The sequence below is a fragment of the Plesiomonas sp. ISS29 genome, from assembly GCF_056522795.1.
This window is the reverse complement of record NZ_JAWRZQ010000001.1, coordinates 890,627-914,044: the sequence shown is the minus strand read 5'-3', so window position 1 is coordinate 914,044 and position 23,418 is coordinate 890,627. Positions and strand designations below refer to the sequence as shown.

At 48.1% G+C, this 23,418-nt stretch carries 14 protein-coding genes, 2 tRNA genes, 3 rRNA genes, 1 other RNA gene and 1 pseudogene; 9 read left to right on the top strand and 12 right to left on the bottom strand.

Features of this window, described 5'->3' with window-relative positions; genetic code table 11:
- Nucleotides 1-63: 63 nt before the first annotated feature.
- From hsdR to AC1HDJ_RS04055, 6 genes are all read left to right on the top strand, one after another.
- The gene (hsdR, locus tag AC1HDJ_RS04080; RefSeq protein ID WP_479533564.1) at nt 64-2,532 is read left to right on the top strand and encodes an EcoAI/FtnUII family type I restriction enzme subunit R; all 2,469 of its coding nucleotides are present in this window, start codon (nt 64-66) and stop codon (nt 2,530-2,532) included.
- 120 nt (nt 2,533-2,652) lie between these two features.
- Complete coding sequence (locus tag AC1HDJ_RS04075) at nt 2,653-4,182, top strand: N-6 DNA methylase (protein ID WP_479533562.1); 1,530 nt, start codon at nt 2,653-2,655, stop codon at nt 4,180-4,182.
- Nucleotides 4,183-4,190: 8 nt separating this feature from the next.
- Nucleotides 4,191-5,915 (top strand): restriction endonuclease subunit S, encoded by a 1,725-nt coding sequence (locus tag AC1HDJ_RS04070; RefSeq protein WP_479536988.1) that lies wholly within the window; start codon nt 4,191-4,193, stop codon nt 5,913-5,915.
- A complete protein-coding gene (locus tag AC1HDJ_RS04065) occupies nt 5,915-6,622 on the top strand; it encodes a DUF3800 domain-containing protein (RefSeq protein WP_479533560.1) in 708 nt (235 codons plus the stop codon). The genes AC1HDJ_RS04070 and AC1HDJ_RS04065 overlap by 1 nt, the downstream gene beginning before the upstream one ends.
- Nucleotides 6,622-7,101, top strand: a complete 480-nt coding sequence (locus AC1HDJ_RS04060; RefSeq protein ID WP_479540337.1) for a hypothetical protein — start codon at nt 6,622-6,624, stop codon at nt 7,099-7,101. The genes AC1HDJ_RS04065 and AC1HDJ_RS04060 overlap by 1 nt, the downstream gene beginning before the upstream one ends.
- A gap of 393 nt (nt 7,102-7,494) precedes the next feature.
- Nucleotides 7,495-8,322: a hypothetical protein gene (locus AC1HDJ_RS04055; RefSeq protein ID WP_479533556.1), complete on the top strand. Its 828-nt coding sequence runs from the start codon at nt 7,495-7,497 to the stop codon at nt 8,320-8,322.
- A 486-nt stretch (nt 8,323-8,808) separates the two neighbouring features.
- Here the strand turns inward: AC1HDJ_RS04055 and AC1HDJ_RS04050 are convergent.
- The 4 genes and pseudogenes from AC1HDJ_RS04050 to smpB form a co-directional block, all read right to left on the bottom strand.
- Nucleotides 8,809-11,409, bottom strand: a pseudogene (locus AC1HDJ_RS04050) (DUF927 domain-containing protein); the annotation flags it as partial.
- A 426-nt stretch (nt 11,410-11,835) separates the two neighbouring features.
- Nucleotides 11,836-13,092, bottom strand: a complete 1,257-nt coding sequence (locus AC1HDJ_RS04045; RefSeq protein ID WP_479533554.1) for an integrase domain-containing protein — start codon at nt 13,090-13,092, stop codon at nt 11,836-11,838.
- 171 nt (nt 13,093-13,263) lie between these two features.
- Nucleotides 13,264-13,627: a transfer-messenger RNA gene (gene ssrA, locus AC1HDJ_RS04040) on the bottom strand.
- 81 nt (nt 13,628-13,708) lie between these two features.
- On the bottom strand, nt 13,709-14,194 hold the full coding sequence (smpB, locus tag AC1HDJ_RS04035) for an SsrA-binding protein SmpB (RefSeq protein WP_479533552.1): 486 nt from the start codon (nt 14,192-14,194) through the stop codon (nt 13,709-13,711).
- A gap of 146 nt (nt 14,195-14,340) precedes the next feature.
- On the opposite strand from smpB, the gene AC1HDJ_RS04030 reads away from it, so the two are divergent.
- Together AC1HDJ_RS04030 and AC1HDJ_RS04025 are read left to right on the top strand one after the other, a co-directional pair.
- Complete coding sequence (locus AC1HDJ_RS04030) at nt 14,341-14,775, top strand: type II toxin-antitoxin system RatA family toxin (RefSeq protein WP_479533549.1); 435 nt, start codon at nt 14,341-14,343, stop codon at nt 14,773-14,775.
- Nucleotides 14,768-15,058, top strand: coding sequence for an RnfH family protein (locus AC1HDJ_RS04025; protein WP_479533547.1), 291 nt, complete (start codon nt 14,768-14,770; stop codon nt 15,056-15,058). Before AC1HDJ_RS04030 ends, AC1HDJ_RS04025 begins: the two co-directional genes overlap by 8 nt.
- A gap of 446 nt (nt 15,059-15,504) precedes the next feature.
- On the opposite strand, the gene AC1HDJ_RS04020 is transcribed toward AC1HDJ_RS04025, so the two are convergent.
- The 5 genes from AC1HDJ_RS04020 to AC1HDJ_RS04000 all read right to left on the bottom strand — a co-directional run bounded on the left by AC1HDJ_RS04020 (nt 15,505) and on the right by AC1HDJ_RS04000 (nt 20,602).
- A tRNA-Trp gene (locus tag AC1HDJ_RS04020) sits at nt 15,505-15,580 on the bottom strand.
- A gap of 7 nt (nt 15,581-15,587) precedes the next feature.
- A tRNA-Asp gene (locus tag AC1HDJ_RS04015) sits at nt 15,588-15,664 on the bottom strand.
- 45 nt (nt 15,665-15,709) lie between these two features.
- Nucleotides 15,710-15,825 (bottom strand): 5S ribosomal RNA (gene rrf, locus AC1HDJ_RS04010).
- A gap of 135 nt (nt 15,826-15,960) precedes the next feature.
- Nucleotides 15,961-18,867: ribosomal RNA gene (locus tag AC1HDJ_RS04005) — 23S ribosomal RNA — on the bottom strand.
- A 192-nt stretch (nt 18,868-19,059) separates the two neighbouring features.
- Nucleotides 19,060-20,602: ribosomal RNA gene (locus AC1HDJ_RS04000) — 16S ribosomal RNA — on the bottom strand.
- The 16S, 23S and 5S rRNA genes sit together here with 2 tRNA genes alongside, the layout of an rRNA operon.
- 492 nt (nt 20,603-21,094) lie before the next feature.
- Between AC1HDJ_RS04000 and AC1HDJ_RS03995 the strand changes: the two genes are divergently transcribed.
- Nucleotides 21,095-21,658 carry a gamma carbonic anhydrase family protein gene (locus tag AC1HDJ_RS03995; RefSeq protein WP_479533545.1) on the top strand — a complete coding sequence of 188 codons (564 nt, stop codon included), beginning with the start codon at nt 21,095-21,097 and terminating at the stop codon, nt 21,656-21,658.
- A 12-nt stretch (nt 21,659-21,670) separates the two neighbouring features.
- Here the strand turns inward: AC1HDJ_RS03995 and AC1HDJ_RS03990 are convergent, their stop codons facing one another.
- From AC1HDJ_RS03990 to tsaC, 3 genes are all read right to left on the bottom strand, one after another.
- The gene (locus AC1HDJ_RS03990; RefSeq protein WP_479533543.1) at nt 21,671-21,931 is read right to left on the bottom strand and encodes a DUF1488 family protein; all 261 of its coding nucleotides are present in this window, start codon (nt 21,929-21,931) and stop codon (nt 21,671-21,673) included.
- On the bottom strand, nt 21,928-22,761 hold the full coding sequence (gene aroE / locus AC1HDJ_RS03985) for a shikimate dehydrogenase (protein WP_479533541.1): 834 nt from the start codon (nt 22,759-22,761) through the stop codon (nt 21,928-21,930). Before aroE ends, AC1HDJ_RS03990 begins: the two co-directional genes overlap by 4 nt.
- 71 nt (nt 22,762-22,832) lie before the next feature.
- Nucleotides 22,833-23,405 carry an L-threonylcarbamoyladenylate synthase type 1 TsaC gene (gene tsaC, locus AC1HDJ_RS03980; RefSeq protein ID WP_479533539.1) on the bottom strand — a complete coding sequence of 191 codons (573 nt, stop codon included), beginning with the start codon at nt 23,403-23,405 and terminating at the stop codon, nt 22,833-22,835.
- Nucleotides 23,406-23,418: the final 13 nt, after the last annotated feature.

Genomic DNA, 23,418 nt, shown 5'->3' with positions numbered 1-23,418 from the left:
CTCCCATACATCCCATATTCATGAGAATATTACCACTAGTTATCTTTTAAACAGGAGTGCGCGGTGTCGCCCATAAACAAGACAACCCTCACCGAAGCCGACATCATTACCAAATACCTGCTACCTGCCATCAAAACAGCGGGCTGGGATGACCTGACCCAGATCCGCCAAGAGGTGAAGCTGCGGGATGGCAAAGTGGTTGTGCGTGGCCAAATGGCGGCACGCAAGATGGTCAAGTCGGCCGATATCGTGCTCTACCATAAGTTAGGCTTGCCACTGGCGGTGATTGAGGCCAAAGCCAACAAGCATGAGATTGGCAAGGGAATGCAGCAGGGGCTTGATTATGCTCGTCTGCTGGATGTGCCGTTTGTATTTGCCAGCAACGGCGATGGCTTCATATTCCATGACAAGACTAATCCAGCTAAGTTGGAATCCGAGATTACGCTAGAGGACTTCCCAAGCCCAAACCAGCTTTGGGACAAACTCTGCACTTGGAAAGGCTACACTCAAGCTCAGTTGCCAGTCATCAGCCAAGACTACTACTCGGATGGTAGCGGCAAATCCCCTCGCTACTATCAGCTGCAGGCCATCAACAAAACTGTAGAAGCCATATCAAAAGATGAGAATCGGGTATTGCTAGTAATGGCCACCGGCACCGGTAAGACCTACACCGCATTCCAGATCATCTGGCGTTTGTGGAAGGCAGGAGCCAAGAAGCGCATCTTATTTCTGGCCGACCGCAACATTCTGGTGGATCAGACTAAGAGTAATGACTTTCAGCCCTTTGGTTCGGCCATGACCAAGATCAGCGGACGCACTATCGACCCAGCCTATGAAATCCACCTAGCTCTCTATCAGGCGCTTACGGGGCCGGAAGAGTCACAGAAAGCCTTTAAGCAGGTATCTCCTGATTTCTTCGATCTTATTGTGGTGGACGAGTGTCACAGAGGCAGTGCCGCTGAAGACAGTGCTTGGCGCGAGATCCTCGAATACTTCTCATCAGCCACCCAGATTGGTCTTACCGCCACCCCCAAAGAGACCGAAACCGTATCCAGTACTCATTACTTCGGTGATCCGGTTTATACCTACTCTCTCAAAGAGGGGATAGAAGATGGTTTTCTGGCTCCTTACAAGGTGGTACGGGTCGATATCGACGTTGATCTGCAGGGATGGCGTCCGACCAAAGGGCAGATAGATAAACAGGGCAACCAGATTGAAGACCGTATATATAACCAAAAGGACTTCGACCGCACTCTGGTGATCGACGAGCGTACTCAACTGGTGGCCGAGACTATCACCAACTACCTCAAGAAAACCGATCCGATGGCCAAGACTATCGTGTTCTGCAATGACATTGACCATGCCGACCGCATGCGGCGTGCGTTGGTCAACCTCAACCCAGATCAAATGGCCAAGGATGAACGCTATGTGATGAAAATCACCGGCGATGATGACCTCGGTAAGGCTCAGCTCGACAACTTCATCAACCCGAAAAGATCTTACCCAGTGATTGCTACCACCTCTGAGTTGATGAGTACGGGCGTTGATGCCAAAACCTGCAAGCTGGTGGTGCTGGATCAAAACATCCAGTCGATGACCAAGTTCAAGCAGATCATTGGTCGAGGTACCCGTATTGACGACAGATACGGTAAGCTCTGGTTTACCATTCTCGATTTCAAAAAGGCCACCGAGCTGTTTGCCGACGCCCGTTTCGATGGCGAGCCAGAGCGTGTCATGGTGGTCAATCCGGAAGACATCAACGACCCAGATGATGATTTGAGCGATATTATCGACGGCACTGACCCACTGCCAACCGATAACCCCAGCGATAATGACGATCCGCTTGTCTCTGAGGTCAATGAAGAACCTGGCAGCTACACAACGGGGAATGGCGAGGGGCAAAGTGGTATCGGCGGTCAGGGCGAAGGCCTGTGGGGTGACCCTGAGCCAGGAGGAGTCAGCAAGTATTATGTCAACGGCGTGGCTGTCAGCGTAATTGCCGAGCGAGTGCAGTATTACGATGCCGATGGCAAGCTGGTGACCGAATCATTCAAGGATTACACCAAAAAGACCTTACTCAAGGAATTTGCTACTCTTGATGCCTTTACCCGACGCTGGCAAGCTGCTGAACGCAAGCAAGCTATCATGGACGAACTGGCTCAGGCGGGTGTGCTGTGGGATGTGCTGCAAGAAGAGGTGGGCAAAGAGCTCGACCCGTTCGATCTTATCTGTCATGTGGTATACGATCAGCCACCGCTGACTCGCCGCGAGCGGGCGGACAACGTCAAAAAGCGCAACTATTTCACCAAGTACAATGAGACCGCTCAGCATGTACTCACCAACTTGCTCGACAAGTATGCCGATCAAGGCGTGACTGAGATTGAGACCAAGGATGCGCTAAAAGTCGCGCCCTTTACCGAGTTGGGTCGCCCGCTGGAATTGGCTAAGAAGGGCTTTGGCGGCCCGAAACAGTTCGAGCAAGCTATCACCGAACTGGAGCAAGAAATTTATCGTGAGCAGCAGAGCGCCTGACGCTAACGCTGTAATCAAACCATTTATTGTGCGGCCATGGCGATCATGGCCGCTTGTTTTTGGATATTCCTGACGTATTCATCGCTGTATTCGTCACATTTGTAAAAAGTAGAGAATTTCATGTCATCCATCAGCTCTGTCATTAAATCCATTCAGGACATCATGCGTAAAGACGCCGGTATCGACGGCGATGCCCAGCGTCTCGGCCAGCTTTCCTGGCTGTTGTTTTTGAAAGTGTTCGACGCACAGGAAGAGGAGCTGGAGTTTGAGCAGGACAATTACCGTTGCCCTATTCCCGAGCGTTTCTTGTGGCGTAACTGGGCGGCCGATAGCGAAGGGATGACCGGCGATACCCTACTCGATTTCGTTAACAACGATCTGTTCGAAGCCTTAAAAAACCTGCCTGCCAATATCGACCTCAACCCTCGTGGCTATGTGGTGAAAGAGGCGTTCTCTGATGCCTTCAACTACATGAAAAACGGCACGCTGCTCAAGCAGGTGATCAACAAACTCAACGAGATAGACTTTACCGACAGCAGCGAACGTCATCTGTTTGGTGACATTTACGAGCAGATTTTGCGTGATCTGCAAAGCGCCGGTAATTCGGGCGAATTTTATACACCGCGCGCCGTCACCCGCTTTATGGTCAACCGCATCGACCCTAAGCTGGGCGAGCGGATCATGGATCCAGCTTGTGGTACCGGCGGCTTTCTGGCTTGTGCTTTCGACCACGTGAAAGAGCACTATGTCGAGACTGCAGCCGACCATCAGACCCTGCAACAACAAATTTTAGGGGTCGAGAAGAAACAGCTACCGCATCTTCTTTGTACCACCAATATGCTGCTGCACGGCATTGAGGTTCCAGTGCAAATTCGCCACGGCAACACCCTCGACAAGCCATTGTCGAGCTGGGATAGCGATATTGATGTCATTCTTACCAACCCTCCTTTTGGCGGTACTGAAGAGGATGGTATTGAGCAGAATTTCCCTGCCGATCTGCGTACCCGTGAAACCGCTGATCTATTTCTGCAGCTGATTATCGAAGTGCTCGCACCAGCCAACAATGGCAAAAGTGGCAAGGGCGGTCGTGCCGCCGTGGTGTTGCCTGATGGCACCCTGTTTGGTGAAGGCGTTAAAACCAAGATCAAGCAACTGCTCACCAGCGAATGCAACCTGCACACCATAGTGCGGCTGCCCAACGGCGTATTTGCCCCTTATACCGGTATCAAGACCAATATCCTCTTCTTTACCAAGGGCCAGCCTACCAAGGATGTCTGGTTCTACGAGCACCCTTATCCGGCAGGCGTGAAGAACTACAGCAAAACCAAGCCGATGAAGTTCGAGGAGTTCGAAGCCGAGATCAATTGGTGGGGTGATGAGGCAGACGGCTTTGCTGCTCGGGTAGAGAACGAGCAAGCATGGAAGGTCAGCATTGACACCATTATCGAGCGCAACTTTAACCTCGATATTAAAAACCCGCATGTGAGTGAGCAGATAAGCCACGATCCTGATGAGCTGTTGGAACGCTATGCCACAGAGCAGGCCGAAATTCAAAACTTGCGTGACCAGCTAAAAGCCATTCTGGGCGATGCCTTGGGTAAAGGCAACGAGTTAGCCGATCCCCAAGCCAAGCAAGGGGAGCAGGCATAATGGCGGCACTGAAAATAGAAAATCTGATTACTGACCATCTGGCTCTCTGGACTGCGGCCGTGCGGCCTAAAAGCAGTGCCGGACGCGGTAACAACAGCAAGCTGGAACTCACCGGTATCAAAAAGTTGCGTGAGCTGATTTTGGAGCTGGCTGTGCGCGGCAAACTGGTACCGCAAGACCCGAGCGATGAACCCGCCTCAGTCCTGCTGGAACGGATTTCAGCCGAAAAGGCGCGGCTAGTGAAAGAGGGCAAGATTAAAAAGCCCAAGGCCTTACCGGAAATTGCTGAGGAAGATAAGCCGTTTGAACTGCCGGAGGGGTGGGAATGGTGCTCAAATCCAGCACTATTTACGTTAGTTAAAGGAAAGAAGCCCAAAACGCTATCAGAAATAGATATTGGCTTTCCATATTTAGATATAGAAGCATTGGATAGAAATAACATCCTTAGATTTACTGATGATGACAAGTGTCCGAAATCTACATCTGAAGATATTATTGTTGTATGTGATGGTTCAAGAAGCGGTTTAGTACTTGATGGAAAAGATGGTGTAATTGGCTCAACATTAGCTGTTATTGATACGCCTCGTTATATTCGAGCATATATAAAGTTGTTTTTTCAACAAGCCTTCCAAAGGCTAAACACCTCAATGAAAGGAGCTGCAATTCCTCATTTAGATACGAAGGCTTTAAGAGAGGGATATACTGCACTTCCACCACTCGCAGAACAACAACGCATCGTTGCCAAAGTGGATGAGCTTATGACCCTCTGCGACCAGCTGGAGCAACGCAGTGAATCTCAGTTGGCGGCCCATCAGACGCTGGTGGAGACCCTGCTCGCCACACTGACAGACTCCAGCGATGCCGATGAACTGGCGCAAAACTGGGCGCGACTAAGCACGCACTTCGATACCCTCTTTACCACCGAGGCGAGCATCGAAGCTCTGAAGCAGACCATCCTGCAACTGGCGGTGATGGGCAAGCTGGTGCCGCAAGACCCGAGCGATGAACCCGCCTCAGCCCTGCTGGCGCGTATCGCCACCGAAAAAGCCCAACTGGTCAAAGAGAAGAAAATCAAAAAAGAGAAACCGCTACCTGCGATTAGTGAAGACGAAAAGCCGTTTGAGTTGCCACAGGGGTGGGAGTGGTCAAGAATAAGTGAGTCCTCTCTATTTTGTGAATATGGTAGCTCAGAGAAAACGGTCAGCGAACTATCAGATGGTGTACCTGTTTTAAAAATGGGGGATATTCAGGATGGTAAGGTTATTTTAGGTTCTCATCAGGTCGTTCCACCAAAGATTGATGATCTACCAAACTTATATCTTAAAAAAGGTGATATTTTATACAATCGGACTAATAGTGCAGAGCTTGTTGGTAAAACAGGTATGTTTGATGGGGATGATGATACATATACATTTGCATCATATCTTATCCGTATTCGTTGTAGCATTCATAATATCAGACCAGAATATCTGACATTATGTATGAATAGCCCTTTATTTAGGAAAACTCAGATTGAACCTCATATCAAGCAGCAATGTGGGCAAGCCAATGTAAATGGGACGCTGATGAAAAGCATGCTTGTATCGATTCCTCCATATCATGAGCAGGTTCTCATACTGCAAAAAATACATGAGCTGATGACCCTCTGCGATCAACTTAAATCCCGCCTGCAAACCAGCCAGCAGACCCAGCTTGCCCTGGCCGAGTCGCTGGTGGAAGGAGCCCTTGCCTGATGAGCCGCATATTTAATGTCTATTGCGATGAGTCCTGCCATCTGGAGAACGATGGTCAATCGGCCATGGTGCTTGGGGCTGTATGGTGCCCGCTGGATAAGCGCCACGAGATCGTGCGTCGCTTGCGGGAGATCAAGCAAAAGCATGGGTTGGCGCCGGATTTCGAGGTGAAGTGGACCAAGGTTAGTCAGTCGAAACTCGCCTTCTATCGTGACCTGCTGGATTACTTTTTCGATGATGATGACCTTCACTTTCGTGGTCTGGTTATCCCGGATAAATCACAGCTAAATCATGAAGTGTTTGGGCAGAGTCATGACGACTGGTACTACAAAATGTATTTCGTCATGTTGAAGACGATCTTTGAGCCGCAGAATGGCTATCGAGTCTATATCGATATCAAGGATACCTTGGGGCATGAGAAGATCAGTAAGTTGCATGATGTGTTGTGCAATAACACGTATGACTACTCGAAGAAAATCATTCATCGGGTGCAGCGGATCCACTCTCATGAAGCCGAGTTGCTGCAAGTTGCGGATCTTTTGATCGGAGCCCTGAGCTATCTGCATCGAGGGTTGACCAGCAGCCAAGCCAAGCTGGCGTTGATTGAAAGAATACGGCAACGAAGTGGTTACAAGCTGACACACAATACCCTCCTGCGAGAGAGCAAGTTCAATCTGATGGTCTGGTGCAGCAGGGGTGGATGGTGATGCAACCTATATGGCTACCTGACCTCATTCTGATGACCGCCTCTGGCGGTGATTGGGGGCGTTTTTTCTCTGCTGTTTATGCGGCCTTCGAACAAGACTTTGTACTCAACAAACCCGAGTTCAGAGGCAAGCGTCTTGGTCTGAAACGTCATCCTGAATATGCCGGGAAATCAGCGACCTTCTGGCACATGATTTCAACTGGAGAAGTTGAAGCAGAGCGAGAACCCGATTTACGTCGATGCGAACGCATCCGCTGGCCCAAACCCATCATCGAGAATGATAGCGATCCTGAGCTGAAGGTGTGGGCTGAGCCTCGTGGCAAGCAGCAACGCATCCATATCTGGTTTGAAGCGGAAGGCTACCTAGTCGTGCTGGATGATCGAGGAGAATACATCCTGCCGTGGACGGCATTTTTCATCGAACATGAGCACGAACGGCGCAAGTACAACAAGCGCTGGAAACGGTATGGGAGTTATTGAGTGCTAGGGGGGAATTAAGCTGGCCGCGCCCTCCGAAGAGAACGGGGCCGTAACTCCTTCTACGCTGACGCCAAAGGCTGGTAGATGAGATGCGCAAAGTATAACGGTTACCCCGATGATTAGCAACCGACCGGCTGTATGGCGAAGTAATAAGGCGTGTATGCCGACACAAAGACAGATTCAAAAAAATAACCCCGGCGTAAGTTGCAAAGCAACCAAGCGGCCGGGGTCATGTTGCTGGCAACCTTAAAGATACGCCCTCTTTCAGTCAAACATTTTTGCCCCATTTTGTGACGGATAGGGTGTTAGTCGAGTGGGTATTAAAGCAGGATCTCGAAGGCTCTTCAGCTACGTGAGAGCCTGCTTGAAATATCAATATTACAAGGAGTTGCGATGCTGCATGCAATCCTGCATGGCAAGGCTGGCCGTATCGAGTGGGAAGGGGAATCCCTGCGCTGGCGCGACCTGTTCAAAGGCAGCGAAGATCTGCTGACCGCCACCGTCTTCGGGCGTCTGCCCCACCTCTCGGACGGTGCTCTGGGGGCCGTGCTGCGCTTTCTACTCGGTGACAATCCGCTAGACCCGGCCACCTTTCAACGGCTGGAGCTGTGGCCAAAACTGGCATCGCTGCAGGATCGCCGTTATGTCGAGCCCGATGTGCTGCTCCACTTTGACGACGCACTGGTGGTTATCGAGGTGAAGCCCCCGTTCGGTGGTGACCAGTATCGGGAGCAGTGGCTGGCACAGGTCAATGCTGTGGTCAGCGAAGCCGAGTTTGATGACTATGAAGACCGGCTCTATTACGTTGCGCTTGGTAATATCCCTGTCGCCCCGCTGATTCGCCCAGAGCTGCCCGAACGCTTTGTCCAGATGACCTTGCGTGAATGGGAGCCACTGCGCCGCTATCTGCAAACTGCCTCCGAGTTTGAATCCTGCCGTCAGGATCGCGTCATTCGCGATGAGTGGCTGCAGGCGTTTGAGTTGTTTGGCATGGCCCCGGTGGTGCCTGAATGGGCGCCGTTGTTTGCCTACGCAGGGCAGCTGGACCTGGATTGCGGGGTGATGTCAGAGCAGGAAACTCCCCCACCGGCTGAGCAACATCGCATTGTTGCCAAAGTTGATGAGTTAATGGCGCTCTGCGATCAACTGAAATCCCGCCTGCAAACTAGCCAGCAGACCCAGCTGCAGCTGGCCGAGGCTCTTGTAGAGCAAGCGCTTTAGTCATTGGTCGTAATCTATCCAGTTCAAACTTTCGGGGCGCTGCTTGAGCAGCGCCCCTACAAATGGCAGCCAAAGCAGGTCAATCAACTGCAGGATGATGTGTTAAACCACCGCAGTAAACAGTGCTACCGCCTTGGCTAAATCATCGGTGATCACATGCGATGATCACCGCTTTACGCTTTTTGAGTTTTTTGTTTTTGTTGAGGGCTCTGCTGTTAACACCACTAAAGATCAAATTAATATAAAATCAGTGACTTATGGTTTATTTGCATATTTTTCGTTCGATTATTGATTCAGCGTTTAACCACTTATTCTAGGTGATCACCACCAGTTTTTAGGGGCGTTAGGTAGGTGATCATCTCTTAGTGATCACTTTCAGGCTCGCTATGCTATGCCGATCAGTTGTGGTGGGAAATGTGCAGGTTAGCTTGCAGCCGTTTCAGTTCGAGCAGATATGATGCATGTTTTTTTGCGTTATCCTCTTCATCAACAAAACGGTTTAGTTCCCATACTAGGCAAACGAACTTGGCGCTGTAAGCGTTTTTTATCCTTTGCGATCACTAAATAACCGGCTTTTAAACAGAGTTGTGCAGTGCGCTTCGGATCAAATCCTTTTGAGATTTCCGCCCAACCCACTGGGGTCAGAAAGAAATTAACGCCTGCTGCATCAGACTTTCTATAACCAACCATATTGGCAGGACGATGGCTTGGGTCGAACCAATCAGCACAGCGACTATGCTGATGAGCAGAGAAAAATGCGCGGATTTGTGCAAGTGCTGGCGCATCTTCCTTATTACCCAAATGGCCACGTTCTTCCAACCAAGCATTCAAGCAAGTTTTTGCTGCACTAAGGGCTTCGCCTTCTGGCCAGCCTGTAATACCTAACTTAGTGGCTAATTCTCCGGCTGCGGCGACCATAGCAAAACGATTAATCGCTCGGCCAACTTGATTGCCCGCACCTTCAGGAGTGAATTGTTCAACGATAGATTTCACTTCATAACGAAGGCTTGTTTTGAACTGTTCGAGATCCGTTGTCAGACGTTCGATAAAAGCTGTAAAGGCGACGCCATGATATTGTTCAGCTTGGGCTTTCAAACTATCAGCAAAAGATCGTCCACTCTCCATATCATGAAGTGTTTCAAAAGCACCATAATGTCCGGTGTTACTCGGGATTTGAATGGTGCGGACTTCCATACCCGCTTGTGTTTTTTGCCCTGCGCTGGTGGCATGATCTTCTAAGCTTAATTCACCTGTGGAAAGGTAAAATAAGCGCCATGCTTTACGCTCTCTGAGTTCGCCATCTTGTTTACTACGCCCTTTCCCTTGGCCGTTTGCGAGCATGTAAGCTGTTTGCCCTGCTTCACGGCCATCCATTTCTCCGAGCTCATCCAGACACAACAATGCATCATTATGATGGCTGGCAATACCTTCAATAGCATTTCCAGTTGCCCGCCATGTTTGGATATAGCTATCAGGATGCCCATAGACGCTAGCTGCGGCCTTCATGATTGTGGTTTTACCGTCTGTACTTTCCCCTTTTAGATGAAACCCGCCGCCTTCCATGCCAACTAGAGCGAGCAGCGGTGCCGCAAACGCTAAAGAGAGAGCAAAACAGAGCCTTGAATTACTCACCGCCAGAGCTGAAACATTATGCCTCCACTCATCCAAAGACCCTTTTTCGGATAAACGGTTGCTGGCACAGCCCTGTGTTTGCAAAATGACATCCTCTGCATAGGGGCCAATCGCTTTATGTGGAAGAACATACGCTTGCTCATGCCAGCCGGTCTTTTCTACACAAGTGATTTTTCTTTCTGGTTTGGATTCCATCAAGTAGGCAATCAGCTTACGTTTATGTTCAAGAGCGATAAATGGAAGTCCGGAGTCCAAAAGGGCAGAGAAAACCTCTTCACCATTGCGAGGGACTAAAGCTCGAATTGGCATTACCCAATGACGGATACGGCCAGAACTGTCTTCCCATTCGAGTAATCGGCCATAACTTTGCCCGCGAGCATTACTCGTTTCTGCAAGTACCGAAATAGGGCTAGAAATTACGATATATTCAGCAACCGCATTTTCTCCACGGCCAACCATTTCGAGCTTACAGAGATAATTACCACGGATCACAAACCCTTCCGGTAGTTGGTGAGTATCCGGTTTTAAAGCGGCTGATGAGCCATTATCTTGTAATTCTTCTGGCTCGCAGGGAATGACTGCATAGGCCTGCGTAATTGCAGAGTGCGTAGCCTCTACACCATAAGCTTGCAGGTAGTCGTTCCAATCGCCGTTTATCGGCGGTAAAGCCACTAAACCACCAATGGCTTGTGCCGCCAATTCTGCTTTGGTTTTCCCTGGATTATCAGGGTTATTAGCATCATTATCAGCGCATAGCAAAATGGTTGCATCAGGGTGCTGGTTGCGTGCAATTTGGGCGACTGGCAGAAGATTGCCACAATCCATGGCACAGTATACGGAGGCTCCCGTAGCTAAATGTACGGATAATCCTGTGGCGTACCCTTCAACAATGCAAAACAGTTGCTTCCCTCGGATGTAGTGAAATGCAGACTGTTTTTGTCCACCAGCAAGATAGCGTTTCTCGCCTGTGCTAGTAATTAATTGAACGTTAACGCATACACCTGATGCGTTGATGAGAGGAACAATAATGCTCCCCACATGAAAAGTGATGCCACCAACACGATATTCTGTGGTGGTGCGAAGGCGCTTGAGAGCCTCTAACCCTTTACTAATGATGTATGATGAACTGTTATCACTGCTTGATTCACTCAGCATTTCATTAGCTCGAGTCATTGCGTCTTTGCGCTTTTTCTCAAGCTGTTCATCAGGATAGTTATTGATCATTTTTTGATTTTTAATATTTTGTTTTATTTGGTCGTGATTGGTACTTTGATCTGGAAGTAATGATGCAATTAATTTTGCCGCGTCTTTTATAGCAGAGCCGTGAACTTTGCTAATTAACGACAAACCATCACCGGCACCACATTGGTTGCAGATCCAAGTCCCACGGCCCTCTTTATCATCAAAGCGAAAACGGTCGTGGCCACCACATAATGGGCATGGGCGAAAATGTCCCTCTTTAGCTTTTTGTTATCTAAAATTAACACTATAGTTTCTAACTAAATGTTAGTGGTTTTAGCTTGATGCTTATTCAAGCACACCACCAGTGATCATGTATTTGTGCTTTGTATCCAGAATACTTACAGATTTGAATTTTATAAAAGAAATAACTTTCACTCGTTTCTGAGTGAATATTTTTAGCAAGATTAGAGTGATAATCATATATGGAGCTTGTAATTAGAAGTCATGGCAATAGCAACACATCAGAGGTCACAATAAATAGTGAAAAATATAGTGATTATTGTATATGGGGGATGTCGTACATGATTAATGAGGATCTTTGGATCAATGAAGATGAGGTACTGGACAGAATAAAGTAATGATACGTGTTACATAAGAAACTTTGTCTTTTATATAACACGTAACTAAAGTGGTAACTGATTAACTATTGACGACATTCAGAGCCATGAACCCACTAGTCAAGCTAAGACTCCCTTGGCTAGCTTGCTCTATGTGATTACTCCACCAAGTCATCATAATCACACGCTGTTCAAAATAGTCGGAGCGGTTGTAGGCTCGACGGATCTCATTCTCATCAGAATGAGAGAGTGCGGCTTCTATTGCATCAGGATTAAAACCTTGCTCATTAAGAATAGTGCTACCAAGTGCACGTAATCCATGAGCAACAAGACGGCCACCATAACCAAGACGCTTGAGTGCAGCATTTGCACTTTGATCGTGAATATGCCCCAGTGGATTGCGATAGCCGGGAAACACAAAAGGACGGTGACCACTAATTTGGCGCATTCTTTCTAGTAAAGCGATGGCTTGTTCGGTTAGCGGTACACGATGAGGTCTATCCATCTTCATGCGTTCTGCCGGAATGTTCCAGATCCGATTATCAAAATCGATCTCATCCCAACGTGTACCGGCAGACTCGCCAGGGCGAACTAATGTATGTAGGCTCCATTCAATTTGGCAGCGCGTTGTCGCATCGATTCGGCCTCTTGCTATATCAGCCATTAAGAGAGGAAGTTCATCAGGCTTCAGGGTTGGCATGTTTTTCTTAGAGGGCTGCTTGAATACTTTGCGAATGGCGCTACATGGATTTGCAGTCAATAAGCCATGATTCACACTGTAATCAAGAACTTCATTTACGCGCTGACAGAGGCGGCGAATAGTTTCCAGCTTGCCATCGGCTTCTAATGGGCGCAGTAACTCGATAACGTCGGGAGCGCAGATCTCACTGATAGGGGTAGTACCAATGAAGGGAAGGATGTACATCTCTAAAGACCGCCAAGAATCGTTGGCATAGTCTTCGGTAACACTGTGACGTTTAAGTTCTAGCCATTTACTCGCCATAAACTCAAATGTATGTAGGGCTGCCTCAGTTTCGGCTTTAGCTTTGACGAGTTTTTCTTCTTTGTGAAGTTTAGGATCAATACCTTGAGCAAGTAGTGCTCGAGCCTCTTTCTTGAGCTGCCTTGCTACGGCAAGAGACACTTCAGGGTAGGTGCCAAACCCAAGATTTGTACGTTTTTTATCATGGGGACGGTAATACTTGAATATCCACAGCTTGGAGCCTTTTGGTGTGACTCTAAGCTGCAAACCTTCACCATCGCTCAGCGTGTATTCTTTTTCTGCAGGTTTTGCGGCCTTAATTCGAGTATCACTTAGCGCATCTTTTACCATAGTCATTCTCCATTTGGTACCACGAGTTATTGGTACCAATTAGCTTGTGGTACTAATAATGGTACCACTGCACTTGGATTTAGGCGACTATGGTGGACTTCTTCGGACAACAAAAAACCCGCAAGGCGTTGATTCCTGCGGGTTTCTGGTTTTTTTCGTTCACATAGGAACATAAATTGGTGGAGCTGGCGGGAGTTGAACCCGCGTCCGAAATTACTACACCGTCGGTACTACATGCTTAGTCTAGTCTTTACATTCACCGAGCAGCTGCGGACAGACACGCCACTGAACGACTATCCTGATTAAGTTTAACGCTTCCGCCCCAGGCAAGGCTTCCACGCGATCTCGTTTTGGTTTGACCTCTCTTGATCCCGGTCCTACGAGAGGAGGCTAGGGAGAGAGGGCTCTAAGCAGGTTATTAAGCTGCTAGTGCGTAGTTTTCGTCGTTTGCGACTATGTTTTGCGGCTTTTTTACGAGGCCTACCGCACCTCGGCATGCACCTTGGGTTTCGCCAATCCCGTCGAATCCAAAATCAGCCCCAAGTTTTACAGAATCAGTATACCAGAGAAATTACTACTCGCATCAACTATTATTGGTTAAATTCAGCCATTTAACCACCAATTAACGGCCTGCGTGCTTCATAATCCGCTCTTTTGCCACTTTCCATTCACGATCTTTAATATCTGCTCGTTTATCATGCAGCTTTTTACCTTTTGCCAAGCCAATCTTCACCTTAACCCATGGCCCTTTCCAATACAGGCTTAATGCCATCACCGTATAACCATCGCGGTTTACACTGCCATACAGCGTATCGAGCTCACGTTGCTTGAGCAATAACTTACGTGTACGAGTCGGATCACAGACGACATGGCTTGATGCAACCAATAATGGATTAAACGTTGCACCAAACAGATAAGCCTCACCATCTTTTAACAGCACATAACTTTCACTGATATTCGCTTTTCCCGATCGCAGTGATTTTACTTCCCACCCCTGCAAAGACAAACCTGCTTCTATTTCATTTTCGATAAAAAACTCATGGCGAGCACGTTTATTTAGTGCAATAGTCGCTGAACCTGCTTTCTTGTTCGCATTTTTCTTTGTCATTCGCGTACCCTAAATTTTTATGTGCCTAAGGCATTATCATCTGCCTGTATTCTACCGCCTTTTAAGGGAAATGGGCCATCTCTGCCTTTAGGAGTGTGAAATTGAGTGTTATGATCAGGCCGTTTTTAGTGTTATGAGGTACTACCATGCCACAGATCAGTCGATCTGCACTCGTTCCATTCAGTGCTGAGCAGATGTACACACTGGTCAATGACGTGGCTGCATATCCCCACTTCTTGCCGGGATGCACAGGCAGCCGTATTTTGTCACAAGAACAGAACAGTATGACAGCTGCCGTTGATGTTTCAAAAGTCGGGATCAGCAAAACATTTATTACAAAAAACACCCTATTTATCAATCAGCGTATTCAAATGAATCTTGTAGATGGACCATTTCGTAAATTAACCGGAGGCTGGCACTTTACCCCACTCGGTGAACAGGCGTGCAAAGTAGAACTGCATCTTGATTTTGAATTTACCAGTACATTGATCGAAATGGCATTCGGGCGGGTATTTAAAGAACTAGCCAGTAATATGGTGCAATCATTTACACTAAGAGCAAAAGAGGTCTACGGTGGCTGATATTCAAGTTGAAGTTGTTTATGCTCTGCCTCACAAGCAACGAGTGTTATCTGTTACCGTTCCTGCCATAACCACACTTGAAGATATTATTTTACGATCGGGCATTTTACAATTATGCCCAGACATTGATTTGCGTAAAAATCGTATCGGCATTTATAGCCGAATGGCCAAATTATCTGACCACGCCAGTAATGGTGATCGTATAGAGATCTACCGCCCACTGCTGGTCGACCCTAAAGAGATGCGCAGACAACGGGCTGAACAACTCAAAGAGAGAAAATAAACCTTATCTCGGTAAACCGCTTCAACATTAATAGCTGGCAAAACAAATAATCTACAACACGATTCTCTTTCTTTATTTACCTATTCTTGTATTTGTTTTGTCGCTTAAACTACACTTCATTGCAAATACCTTACTGCATATTTCACTACATAACTAATATGCTAGCAGCATATAAACTCGGTAATAACATTCATGAGTTTAAATCCAAATAATTGTTAAATACTATTTTTTACGATAAAAATGAATAGGAATAGGAATAGGAATAGGAATAGGAATAGGAATAGAGTAATTTGATAAAATCTATTAAAAAAGAAAACAGTTAAAAACCTGATTTGGTTTTATCTATTTATGGATGTTAATAGATAATTAAAGATAAAAATATATTTTATTGGAGCTAAATACTAAGCGACGCAAAAAATCCAGCATCTCTGCTGGATTTTTTGTTTTGGCAGGGGCGGAGAGACTCGAACTCCCAACATTCGGTTTTGGAGACCGACGCTCTACCAATTGAACTACGCCCCTAAATCAGTGGCGGTGTGGACGGGACTCGAACCCGCGACCCCCGGCGTGACAGGCCGGTATTCTAACCAACTGAACTACCACACCACCGATTCTGTTGCTCACCCGCTTGCGCAGATGACTAAATTTGATGCCTGGCAGTTCCCTACTCTCGCATGGGGAGACCCCACACTACCATCGGCGCTACGGCGTTTCACTGCTGAGTTCGGCATGGGGTCAGGTGGGACCACCGCGCTATCGCCGCCAGGCAAATTCTTCTATTCTATCTGCATAACCGCCATTTTATGGCCATTACGCTAAATCTGAAAACGCACTGATAAATTCTGTTTTTGTTCTCAAAAACATCGTCTGAACTTCATCGTCCAACATAACTTTGGCGTTGTATGGTTAAGCCTCACGGGCAATTAGTACAGGTTAGCTCAACGTATCGCTACGCTTACACACCCTGCCTATCTACGTCGTAGTCTCCAACAACCCTTTAGGAGGCTCTAGGCCTCAGGGATGACTCATCTCGGGGCAAGTTTCGCGCTTAGATGCTTTCAGCGCTTATCTCTTCCGTATTTAGCTACCCGGCAATGCCACTGGCGTGACAACCGGAACACCAGAGATACGTCCACTCCGGTCCTCTCGTACTAGGAGCAGCCCCCCTCAATCATCCAACGCCCACGACAGATAGGGACCGAACTGTCTCACGACGTTCTAAACCCAGCTCGCGTACCACTTTAAATGGCGAACAGCCATACCCTTGGGACCAACTTCAGCCCCAGGATGTGATGAGCCGACATCGAGGTGCCAAACACCGCCGTCGATATGAACTCTTGGGCGGTATCAGCCTGTTATCCCCGGAGTACCTTTTATCCGTTGAGCGATGGCCCTTCCATACAGAACCACCGGATCACTATGACCTACTTTCGTATCTGCTCGACCTGTCCGTCTCGCAGTTAAGCTGGCTTATGCCATTGCACTAACCTCCTGATGTCCGACCAGGATTAGCCAACCTTCGTGCTCCTCCGTTACTCTTTAGGAGGAGACCGCCCCAGTCAAACTACCCACCAGACACTGTCCGCATCCCAGATTATGGGACCACGTTAGAACATCAAACATTAAAGGGTGGTATTTCAAGGTCGGCTCCACGCAAACTGGCGTTCACGTTTCAATGCCTCCCACCTATCCTACACATCAAGGCTCAATATTCAGTGTCAAGCTATAGTAAAGGTTCACGGGGTCTTTCCGTCTTGCCGCGGGTACACTGCATCTTCACAGCGATTTCAATTTCACTGAGTCTCGGGTGGAGACAGCCTGGCCATCATTACGCCATTCGTGCAGGTCGGAACTTACCCGACAAGGAATTTCGCTACCTTAGGACCGTTATAGTTACGGCCGCCGTTTACCGGGGCTTCGATCAAGAGCTTCGCTTGCGCTAACCCCATCAATTAACCTTCCGGCACCGGGCAGGCGTCACACCGTATACGTCCACTTTCGTGTTTGCACAGTGCTGTGTTTTTAATAAACAGTTGCAGCCAGCTGGTATCTTCGACTGACTTCGGCTCCATCCGCAAGGGATTTCACCTACCGTCAGCGTGCCTTCTCCCGAAGTTACGGCACCATTTTGCCTAGTTCCTTCACCCGAGTTCTCTCAAGCGCCTGAGTATTCTCTACCTGACCACCTGTGTCGGTTTGGGGTACGATTTCTGGTGACCTGATGCTTAGAGGCTTTTCCTGGAAGCGTAGTATCAGCTACTTCAGCACCGTAGTGCTTCGTCATCACGCCTCAGTGTTATACAGAAAACCGGATTTACCTAGTCTTCCCACCTTCACGCTTAAACCGGGACAACCGTCGCCCGGATAGCCTAACTTTCTCCGTCCCCCCTTCGCAGTCACCACAAGTACGGGAATATTAACCCGTTTCCCATCGACTACGCTTTTCAGCCTCGCCTTAGGGGTCGACTCACCCTGCTCCGATTAACGTTGAACAGGAACCCTTGGTCTTCCGGCGGGGGAGTTTTTCACTCCCCTTATCGTTACTTATGTCAGCATTCGCACTTCTGATACGTCCAGCATGCCTCACAGCACACCTTCTACCGCTTACAGAACGCTCCCCTACCCAATAACGCCTAAACGTCATTGCCGCAGCTTCGGTACATGGTTTAGCCCCGTTAAATCTTCCGCGCAGGCCGACTCGACTAGTGAGCTATTACGCTTTCTTTAAATGATGGCTGCTTCTAAGCCAACATCCTAGCTGTCTGAGCCTTCCCACATCGTTTCCCACTTAACCATGACTTTGGGACCTTAGCTGGCGGTCTGGGTTGTTTCCCTCTTCACGACGGACGTTAGCACCCGCCGTGTGTCTCCCGGATAGTACTCTACGGTATTCGGAGTTTGCATGGGGTTGGTAAGTCGGGATGACCCCCTAGCCCAAACAGTGCTCTACCCCCGTAGGTATTCGTCCGAGGCGCTACCTAAATAGCTTTCGGGGAGAACCAGCTATCTCCCGGTTTGATTGGCCTTTCACCCCCAGCCACAAGTCATCCGCTAATTTTTCAACATTAGTCGGTTCGGTCCTCCAGTTAGTGTTACCCAACCTTCAACCTGCCCATGGCTAGATCACCGGGTTTCGGGTCTATACCCTGCAACTAAAGCGCCCTATTAAGACTCGGTTTCCCTACGGCTCCCCTATTCGGTTAACCTTGCTACAGAATATAAGTCGCTGACCCATTATACAAAAGGTACGCAGTCACACCACGAAGGTGCTCCTACTGCTTGTACGTACACGGTTTCAGGTTCTATTTCACTCCCCTCACAGGGGTTCTTTTCGCCTTTCCCTCACGGTACTGGTTCGCTATCGGTCAGTCAGGAGTATTTAGCCTTGGAGGATGGTCCCCCCATCTTCAAACAGGATACCACGTGTCCCGTCTTACTCATCGAGCTCACAACCAGTGCACTTTCATGTACGGGGCTATCACCCTGTATCGCCGGCCTTTCCAGGCCGTTCCACTAACACACTGGCTGATGTTGACTCTGGGCTGCTCCGCGTTCGCTCGCCGCTACTAACGGAATCTCGGTTGATTTCTTTTCCTCGGGGTACTTAGATGTTTCAGTTCTCCCGGTTCGCCTCGTTAAGCTATGTATTCACTTAACGATACCTAAGTTATCTTAGGTGGGTTTCCCCATTCGGACATGGTTGGTTAATAGCGCTTCATCCCAGCTCACCAACCCTTTTCGCAGGGTAGCACGTCCTTCATCGCCTCTGACTGCCAAGGCATCCACCGTGTACGCTTAGTCACTTAACCATACAACCCAAAATTATTTCAGATTGATGAAAGTACTAAACTGGTCATATGCCAGTTTCTCAAGACGCTTGTTCTTAAGAACTTCAGTTATTTATCAGCTTGTTTCCAAATTTTTAAAGAGCTTTCTCTTCGCTTTCGCAAAGACAAACAAACAATCTGTGTGAGCACTCAGCCAAAGGCTGGTATCGCAGGTAAGGAGGTGATCCAACCGCAGGTTCCCCTACGGTTACCTTGTTACGACTTCACCCCAGTCATGAATCACAAAGTGGTAAGCGCCCCCCCGAAGGTTAAGCTACCTACTTCTTTTGCAACCCACTCCCATGGTGTGACGGGCGGTGTGTACAAGGCCCGGGAACGTATTCACCGTAGCATTCTGATCTACGATTACTAGCGATTCCGACTTCATGGAGTCGAGTTGCAGACTCCAATCCGGACTACGACATACTTTATGGGATTCGCTCACTATCGCTAGCTTGCCGCCCTTTGTATATGCCATTGTAGCACGTGTGTAGCCCTACTCGTAAGGGCCATGATGACTTGACGTCATCCCCACCTTCCTCCGGTTTATCACCGGCAGTCTCCTTTGAGTTCCCGCCATTACGCGCTGGCAACAAAGGATAAGGGTTGCGCTCGTTGCGGGACTTAACCCAACATTTCACAACACGAGCTGACGACAGCCATGCAGCACCTGTCTCACAGTTCCCGAAGGCACCAATCCATCTCTGGAAAGTTCTGTGGATGTCAAGAGTAGGTAAGGTTCTTCGCGTTGCATCGAATTAAACCACATGCTCCACCGCTTGTGCGGGCCCCCGTCAATTCATTTGAGTTTTAACCTTGCGGCCGTACTCCCCAGGCGGTCGATTTAACGCGTTAGCTCCGGAAGCCACGCCTCAAGGGCACAACCTCCAAATCGACATCGTTTACAGCGTGGACTACCAGGGTATCTAATCCTGTTTGCTCCCCACGCTTTCGCACCTGAGCGTCAGTCTTTGTCCAGGGGGCCGCCTTCGCCACCGGTATTCCTCCAGATCTCTACGCATTTCACCGCTACACCTGGAATTCTACCCCCCTCTACAAGACTCTAGCTTGCCAGTTTCAAATGCAGTTCCCACGTTGAGCGCGGGGATTTCACATCTGACTTAACAAACCGCCTGCGTGCGCTTTACGCCCAGTAATTCCGATTAACGCTTGCACCCTCCGTATTACCGCGGCTGCTGGCACGGAGTTAGCCGGTGCTTCTTCTGCGAGTAACGTCATAGCAACAGCGTATTAAGCTGCTCCCTTTCCTCCTCGCTGAAAGTGCTTTACAACCCGAAGGCCTTCTTCACACACGCGGCATGGCTGCATCAGGGTTTCCCCCATTGTGCAATATTCCCCACTGCTGCCTCCCGTAGGAGTCTGGACCGTGTCTCAGTTCCAGTGTGACTGGTCATTCTCTCAAACCAGTTAGAGATCGTCGCCTTGGTGAGCCATTACCCCACCAACTAGCTAATCCCACCTGGGTTCATCCGATAGCATGAGGTCCGAAGAGCCCCCACTTTGGTCCGTAGACATTATGCGGTATTAGCTACAGTTTCCCGTAGTTATCCCCCTCTATCGGGCAGATCCCCAGGCATTACTCACCCGTCCGCCGCTCGTCACCCAAGAAGCAAGCTTCTTTGTGCTACCGCTCGACTTGCATGTGTTAGGCCTGCCGCCAGCGTTCAATCTGAGCCATGATCAAACTCTTCAATTTAAAGTTTGTCGCTCGAAATAACTAGCAAATAAATTGTCAGTCACTCGTTTAACTAAGTATCTTTTGGATAGTCAGCGTCTTCAACGAGTGCCCACACAGATTGTCTGATTAATTTTTTAAAGAGCAGTGTCAGCGCTTTCGCGTTGACAGGGCGCGCATTATTCCGCATTTCCCTTTGGCTGTCAAGGTCTGTTTTTCACATTCCTTAAAAGCGTTTTATTCTTTACTGCTTGGCTTTCAGTAGCTTGCGCCGCTGTTGCCGTGTCAGTGGGGTCGCATTATAGGGAGTTTTGAGTTTGGTGCAAGCGTAAAAATACATTTATATTTCAAGTGCTGTTTTTTACAGCGAAACCGACATTTTATAATCAATTTCATGCTGTAATCCCCCATTTCCATGGTTTTTAAGGGGCAAATGTTGCGCTTAGAGGTGTAAGTCTTAGACTGACATGCAGATTTTTATCCTTTTTAACTGATAAATAAAAGAAGGCTGGCATGATGGCAACGTTTAATAGTGCTGCACTGCGTACATATAAAGGGACTTATCCAACATTGGGTCAACGCGTGATGGTTGATGGTAGTGCTGTGGTTATTGGTGATGTTGTATTAGCTGATGATGTGAGCATTTGGCCTACTGTGGTCATGCGTGGTGATGTCAACCATATCTCTATTGGTCTACGTTCTAATATTCAAGATGGCAGTGTTTTGCATGTTACGCGTAAAAGTGTAGGGTTACCGGAAGGTTTACCGCTGATGATTGGCGAGGATGTGACGATTGGTCATAAAGCTGTTTTACATGGCTGCACTATTGGTAATCGCGTACTAGTTGGGATGGGCGCTATTATTCTTGATGATGCAAAGATTGATGATGAGGTGATGATTGGTGCCGGTGGTTTGGTTCCGCCCGGCAAACATTTAGAGAGTGGTTATCTTTATTTAGGAAACCCTGTGCGCCAAGCTAGGTTACTGACTGCTGAAGAGCGGGCTATGTTACAAATCTCCGCTGATAATTATGTTCTTTTAAAGGATGAGTATTTAGCAGAAAGACTTGAGGCATAATCAGGTAATTATTTATTCGATGTGCACATAACCTTCATCATCAAATTGTTGTTGGTTAATGGCATGTTCAGCCCCTTCTTCTATATCCCAACGATATTGTTGAAATATCAGCAATGCATTTTCAGGGCTAACCGGCGCGTTAGCCCACGCTGAGAGTGAATCTAGCCCAACGCAGCACTGAATTCGCATTCCTTGAACAATAGCAGGGAATTCAATTTGCTGCTGTTCATTGTTCCAGACTTCTAATTCAGGAAATAAGATAGCTTGATTCATGACTTATTACCGTTCTGCTGCTGTAAGTATTGAATAACGGGAGTAATTTGCGGCATAACGCCACGCCAGTACATAAATGCATGGGCAGCTTGCGCAACTAACATGCCTAAACCATCTGCATATTGTCGAGCACCTTGTGCTTTCGCCCATGAAAGGAAAGGCGTCAACTTTGATGCATAGAACATGTCATAACAGGCCGTTTTTTCACTTATAAGTTCTGACGCGAGTGGCGGAATATCACCTTTCAAACCACTAGCGGTGGCATTGATAATGAGATCAAATTCACTGTGATTTAAATCTTGATAATGCGCTGCCTGTACATGCTGAAAACCTGACTGCTGGCAAAGTAATTGCAGTGCTTGTGCGCGGCTGTAAGTGCGGTTTGCAATCGTCAGGCTTTGTGGGTTTTGTTCAAGCAAAGGGTGTAATGCACCACGCGCAGCGCCACCTGCACCAAGCAGTAAAATACGGGCATTATGGAGTGGAAAGTTCAAGCGTTGCAGATCATCAACTAAGCCTGCTCCATCAGTGTTGTCACCGATAATAGCCCCCTGCTCAGTGATTTTTAATGTGTTCACTGCACCTGCAAGGGCTGCTCTAGTAGTGAGTGTTTGTGCAAATGAGAAAGCCGCCTCTTTAAAAGGAACGGTAACATTACAGCCTTTTCCTCCCTGAAGAAAAAACTGGGTTAAATAATCATCAATACCCTCTAACGACCCAAGTAATGCTGAGTACTCCATATTTTGCTGTGTTTGCTGTGCAAACTGCTGATGGATGATGGGGGATTTACTGTGGGATATCGGGTGGCCTATAACAGCATAACGATCCATAACCGTTCCTTCGTGTGCACAATACAAAAATGAAGTTCACTTTTCACTTTAATCAAGCGTAATAGGCACATTTACCCCTGCCGAAATACGCTTCCGGTTAATGCATCTCGGATCTCTGAGGGGTTTTCACGGCCACCAACAACACCTTCCATTAATAGCAACGGTGACGCGGCAAATTGAGATCTAATCTGTTCGACCGTTTTACAAGGCGGCAAGCCAGATAAGTTTGCGCTGGTAGAGGTAATCGGTTTACCAAATGCCTGACATAGGCGCTGCACGTCAGGGTGGGCGGAAACGCGCACGGCAATAGAGCTAAATTGACCGGTCAGCCAAGTTGAGACTCCCTGCTTTGCCGGCATAACCCACGTAACGGGCCCAGGCCAGGTATGCTGAATATCAATTAAACGCTCAGGTGTTAATTGTGTTTCATCTATATAAGGTTGCAGTTGCCGATATTCTGCGGCAATTAAAATCAGCCCTTTTTCTACGGGCCGCTGCTTTAAAGCCAGCAGTGCCGCAATGGCCTCTGGGTTATCAGGATCGCAACCCACACCAAATACAGCCTCGGTAGGATAAGCCACGACATGCCCCTGCTGCAGGGCAATAACAAGTTCTGAAAGTGCAGTTGTTGAGTTGACGGTCATAAGTTCACAATCA

Coding starts and splice junctions, on each gene's coding strand:
- AC1HDJ_RS04075 (WP_479533562.1), top strand. CDS start 2,653: ATGTCATCCATCAGCTCTGTCATTAAATCCATTCAGGACATCATGCGT.
- AC1HDJ_RS04065 (WP_479533560.1), top strand. CDS start 5,915: ATGAGCCGCATATTTAATGTCTATTGCGATGAGTCCTGCCATCTGGAG.
- AC1HDJ_RS04060 (WP_479540337.1), top strand. CDS start 6,622: ATGCAACCTATATGGCTACCTGACCTCATTCTGATGACCGCCTCTGGC.
- AC1HDJ_RS04055 (WP_479533556.1), top strand. CDS start 7,495: ATGCTGCATGCAATCCTGCATGGCAAGGCTGGCCGTATCGAGTGGGAA.
- AC1HDJ_RS04045 (WP_479533554.1), bottom strand. CDS start 13,092: ATGACTATGGTAAAAGATGCGCTAAGTGATACTCGAATTAAGGCCGCA.
- smpB (WP_479533552.1), bottom strand. CDS start 14,194: ATGACAAAGAAAAATGCGAACAAGAAAGCAGGTTCAGCGACTATTGCA.
- AC1HDJ_RS04030 (WP_479533549.1), top strand. CDS start 14,341: ATGCCACAGATCAGTCGATCTGCACTCGTTCCATTCAGTGCTGAGCAG.
- AC1HDJ_RS03995 (WP_479533545.1), top strand. CDS start 21,095: ATGATGGCAACGTTTAATAGTGCTGCACTGCGTACATATAAAGGGACT.
- AC1HDJ_RS03990 (WP_479533543.1), bottom strand. CDS start 21,931: ATGAATCAAGCTATCTTATTTCCTGAATTAGAAGTCTGGAACAATGAA.
- aroE (WP_479533541.1), bottom strand. CDS start 22,761: ATGGATCGTTATGCTGTTATAGGCCACCCGATATCCCACAGTAAATCC.
- tsaC (WP_479533539.1), bottom strand. CDS start 23,405: ATGACCGTCAACTCAACAACTGCACTTTCAGAACTTGTTATTGCCCTG.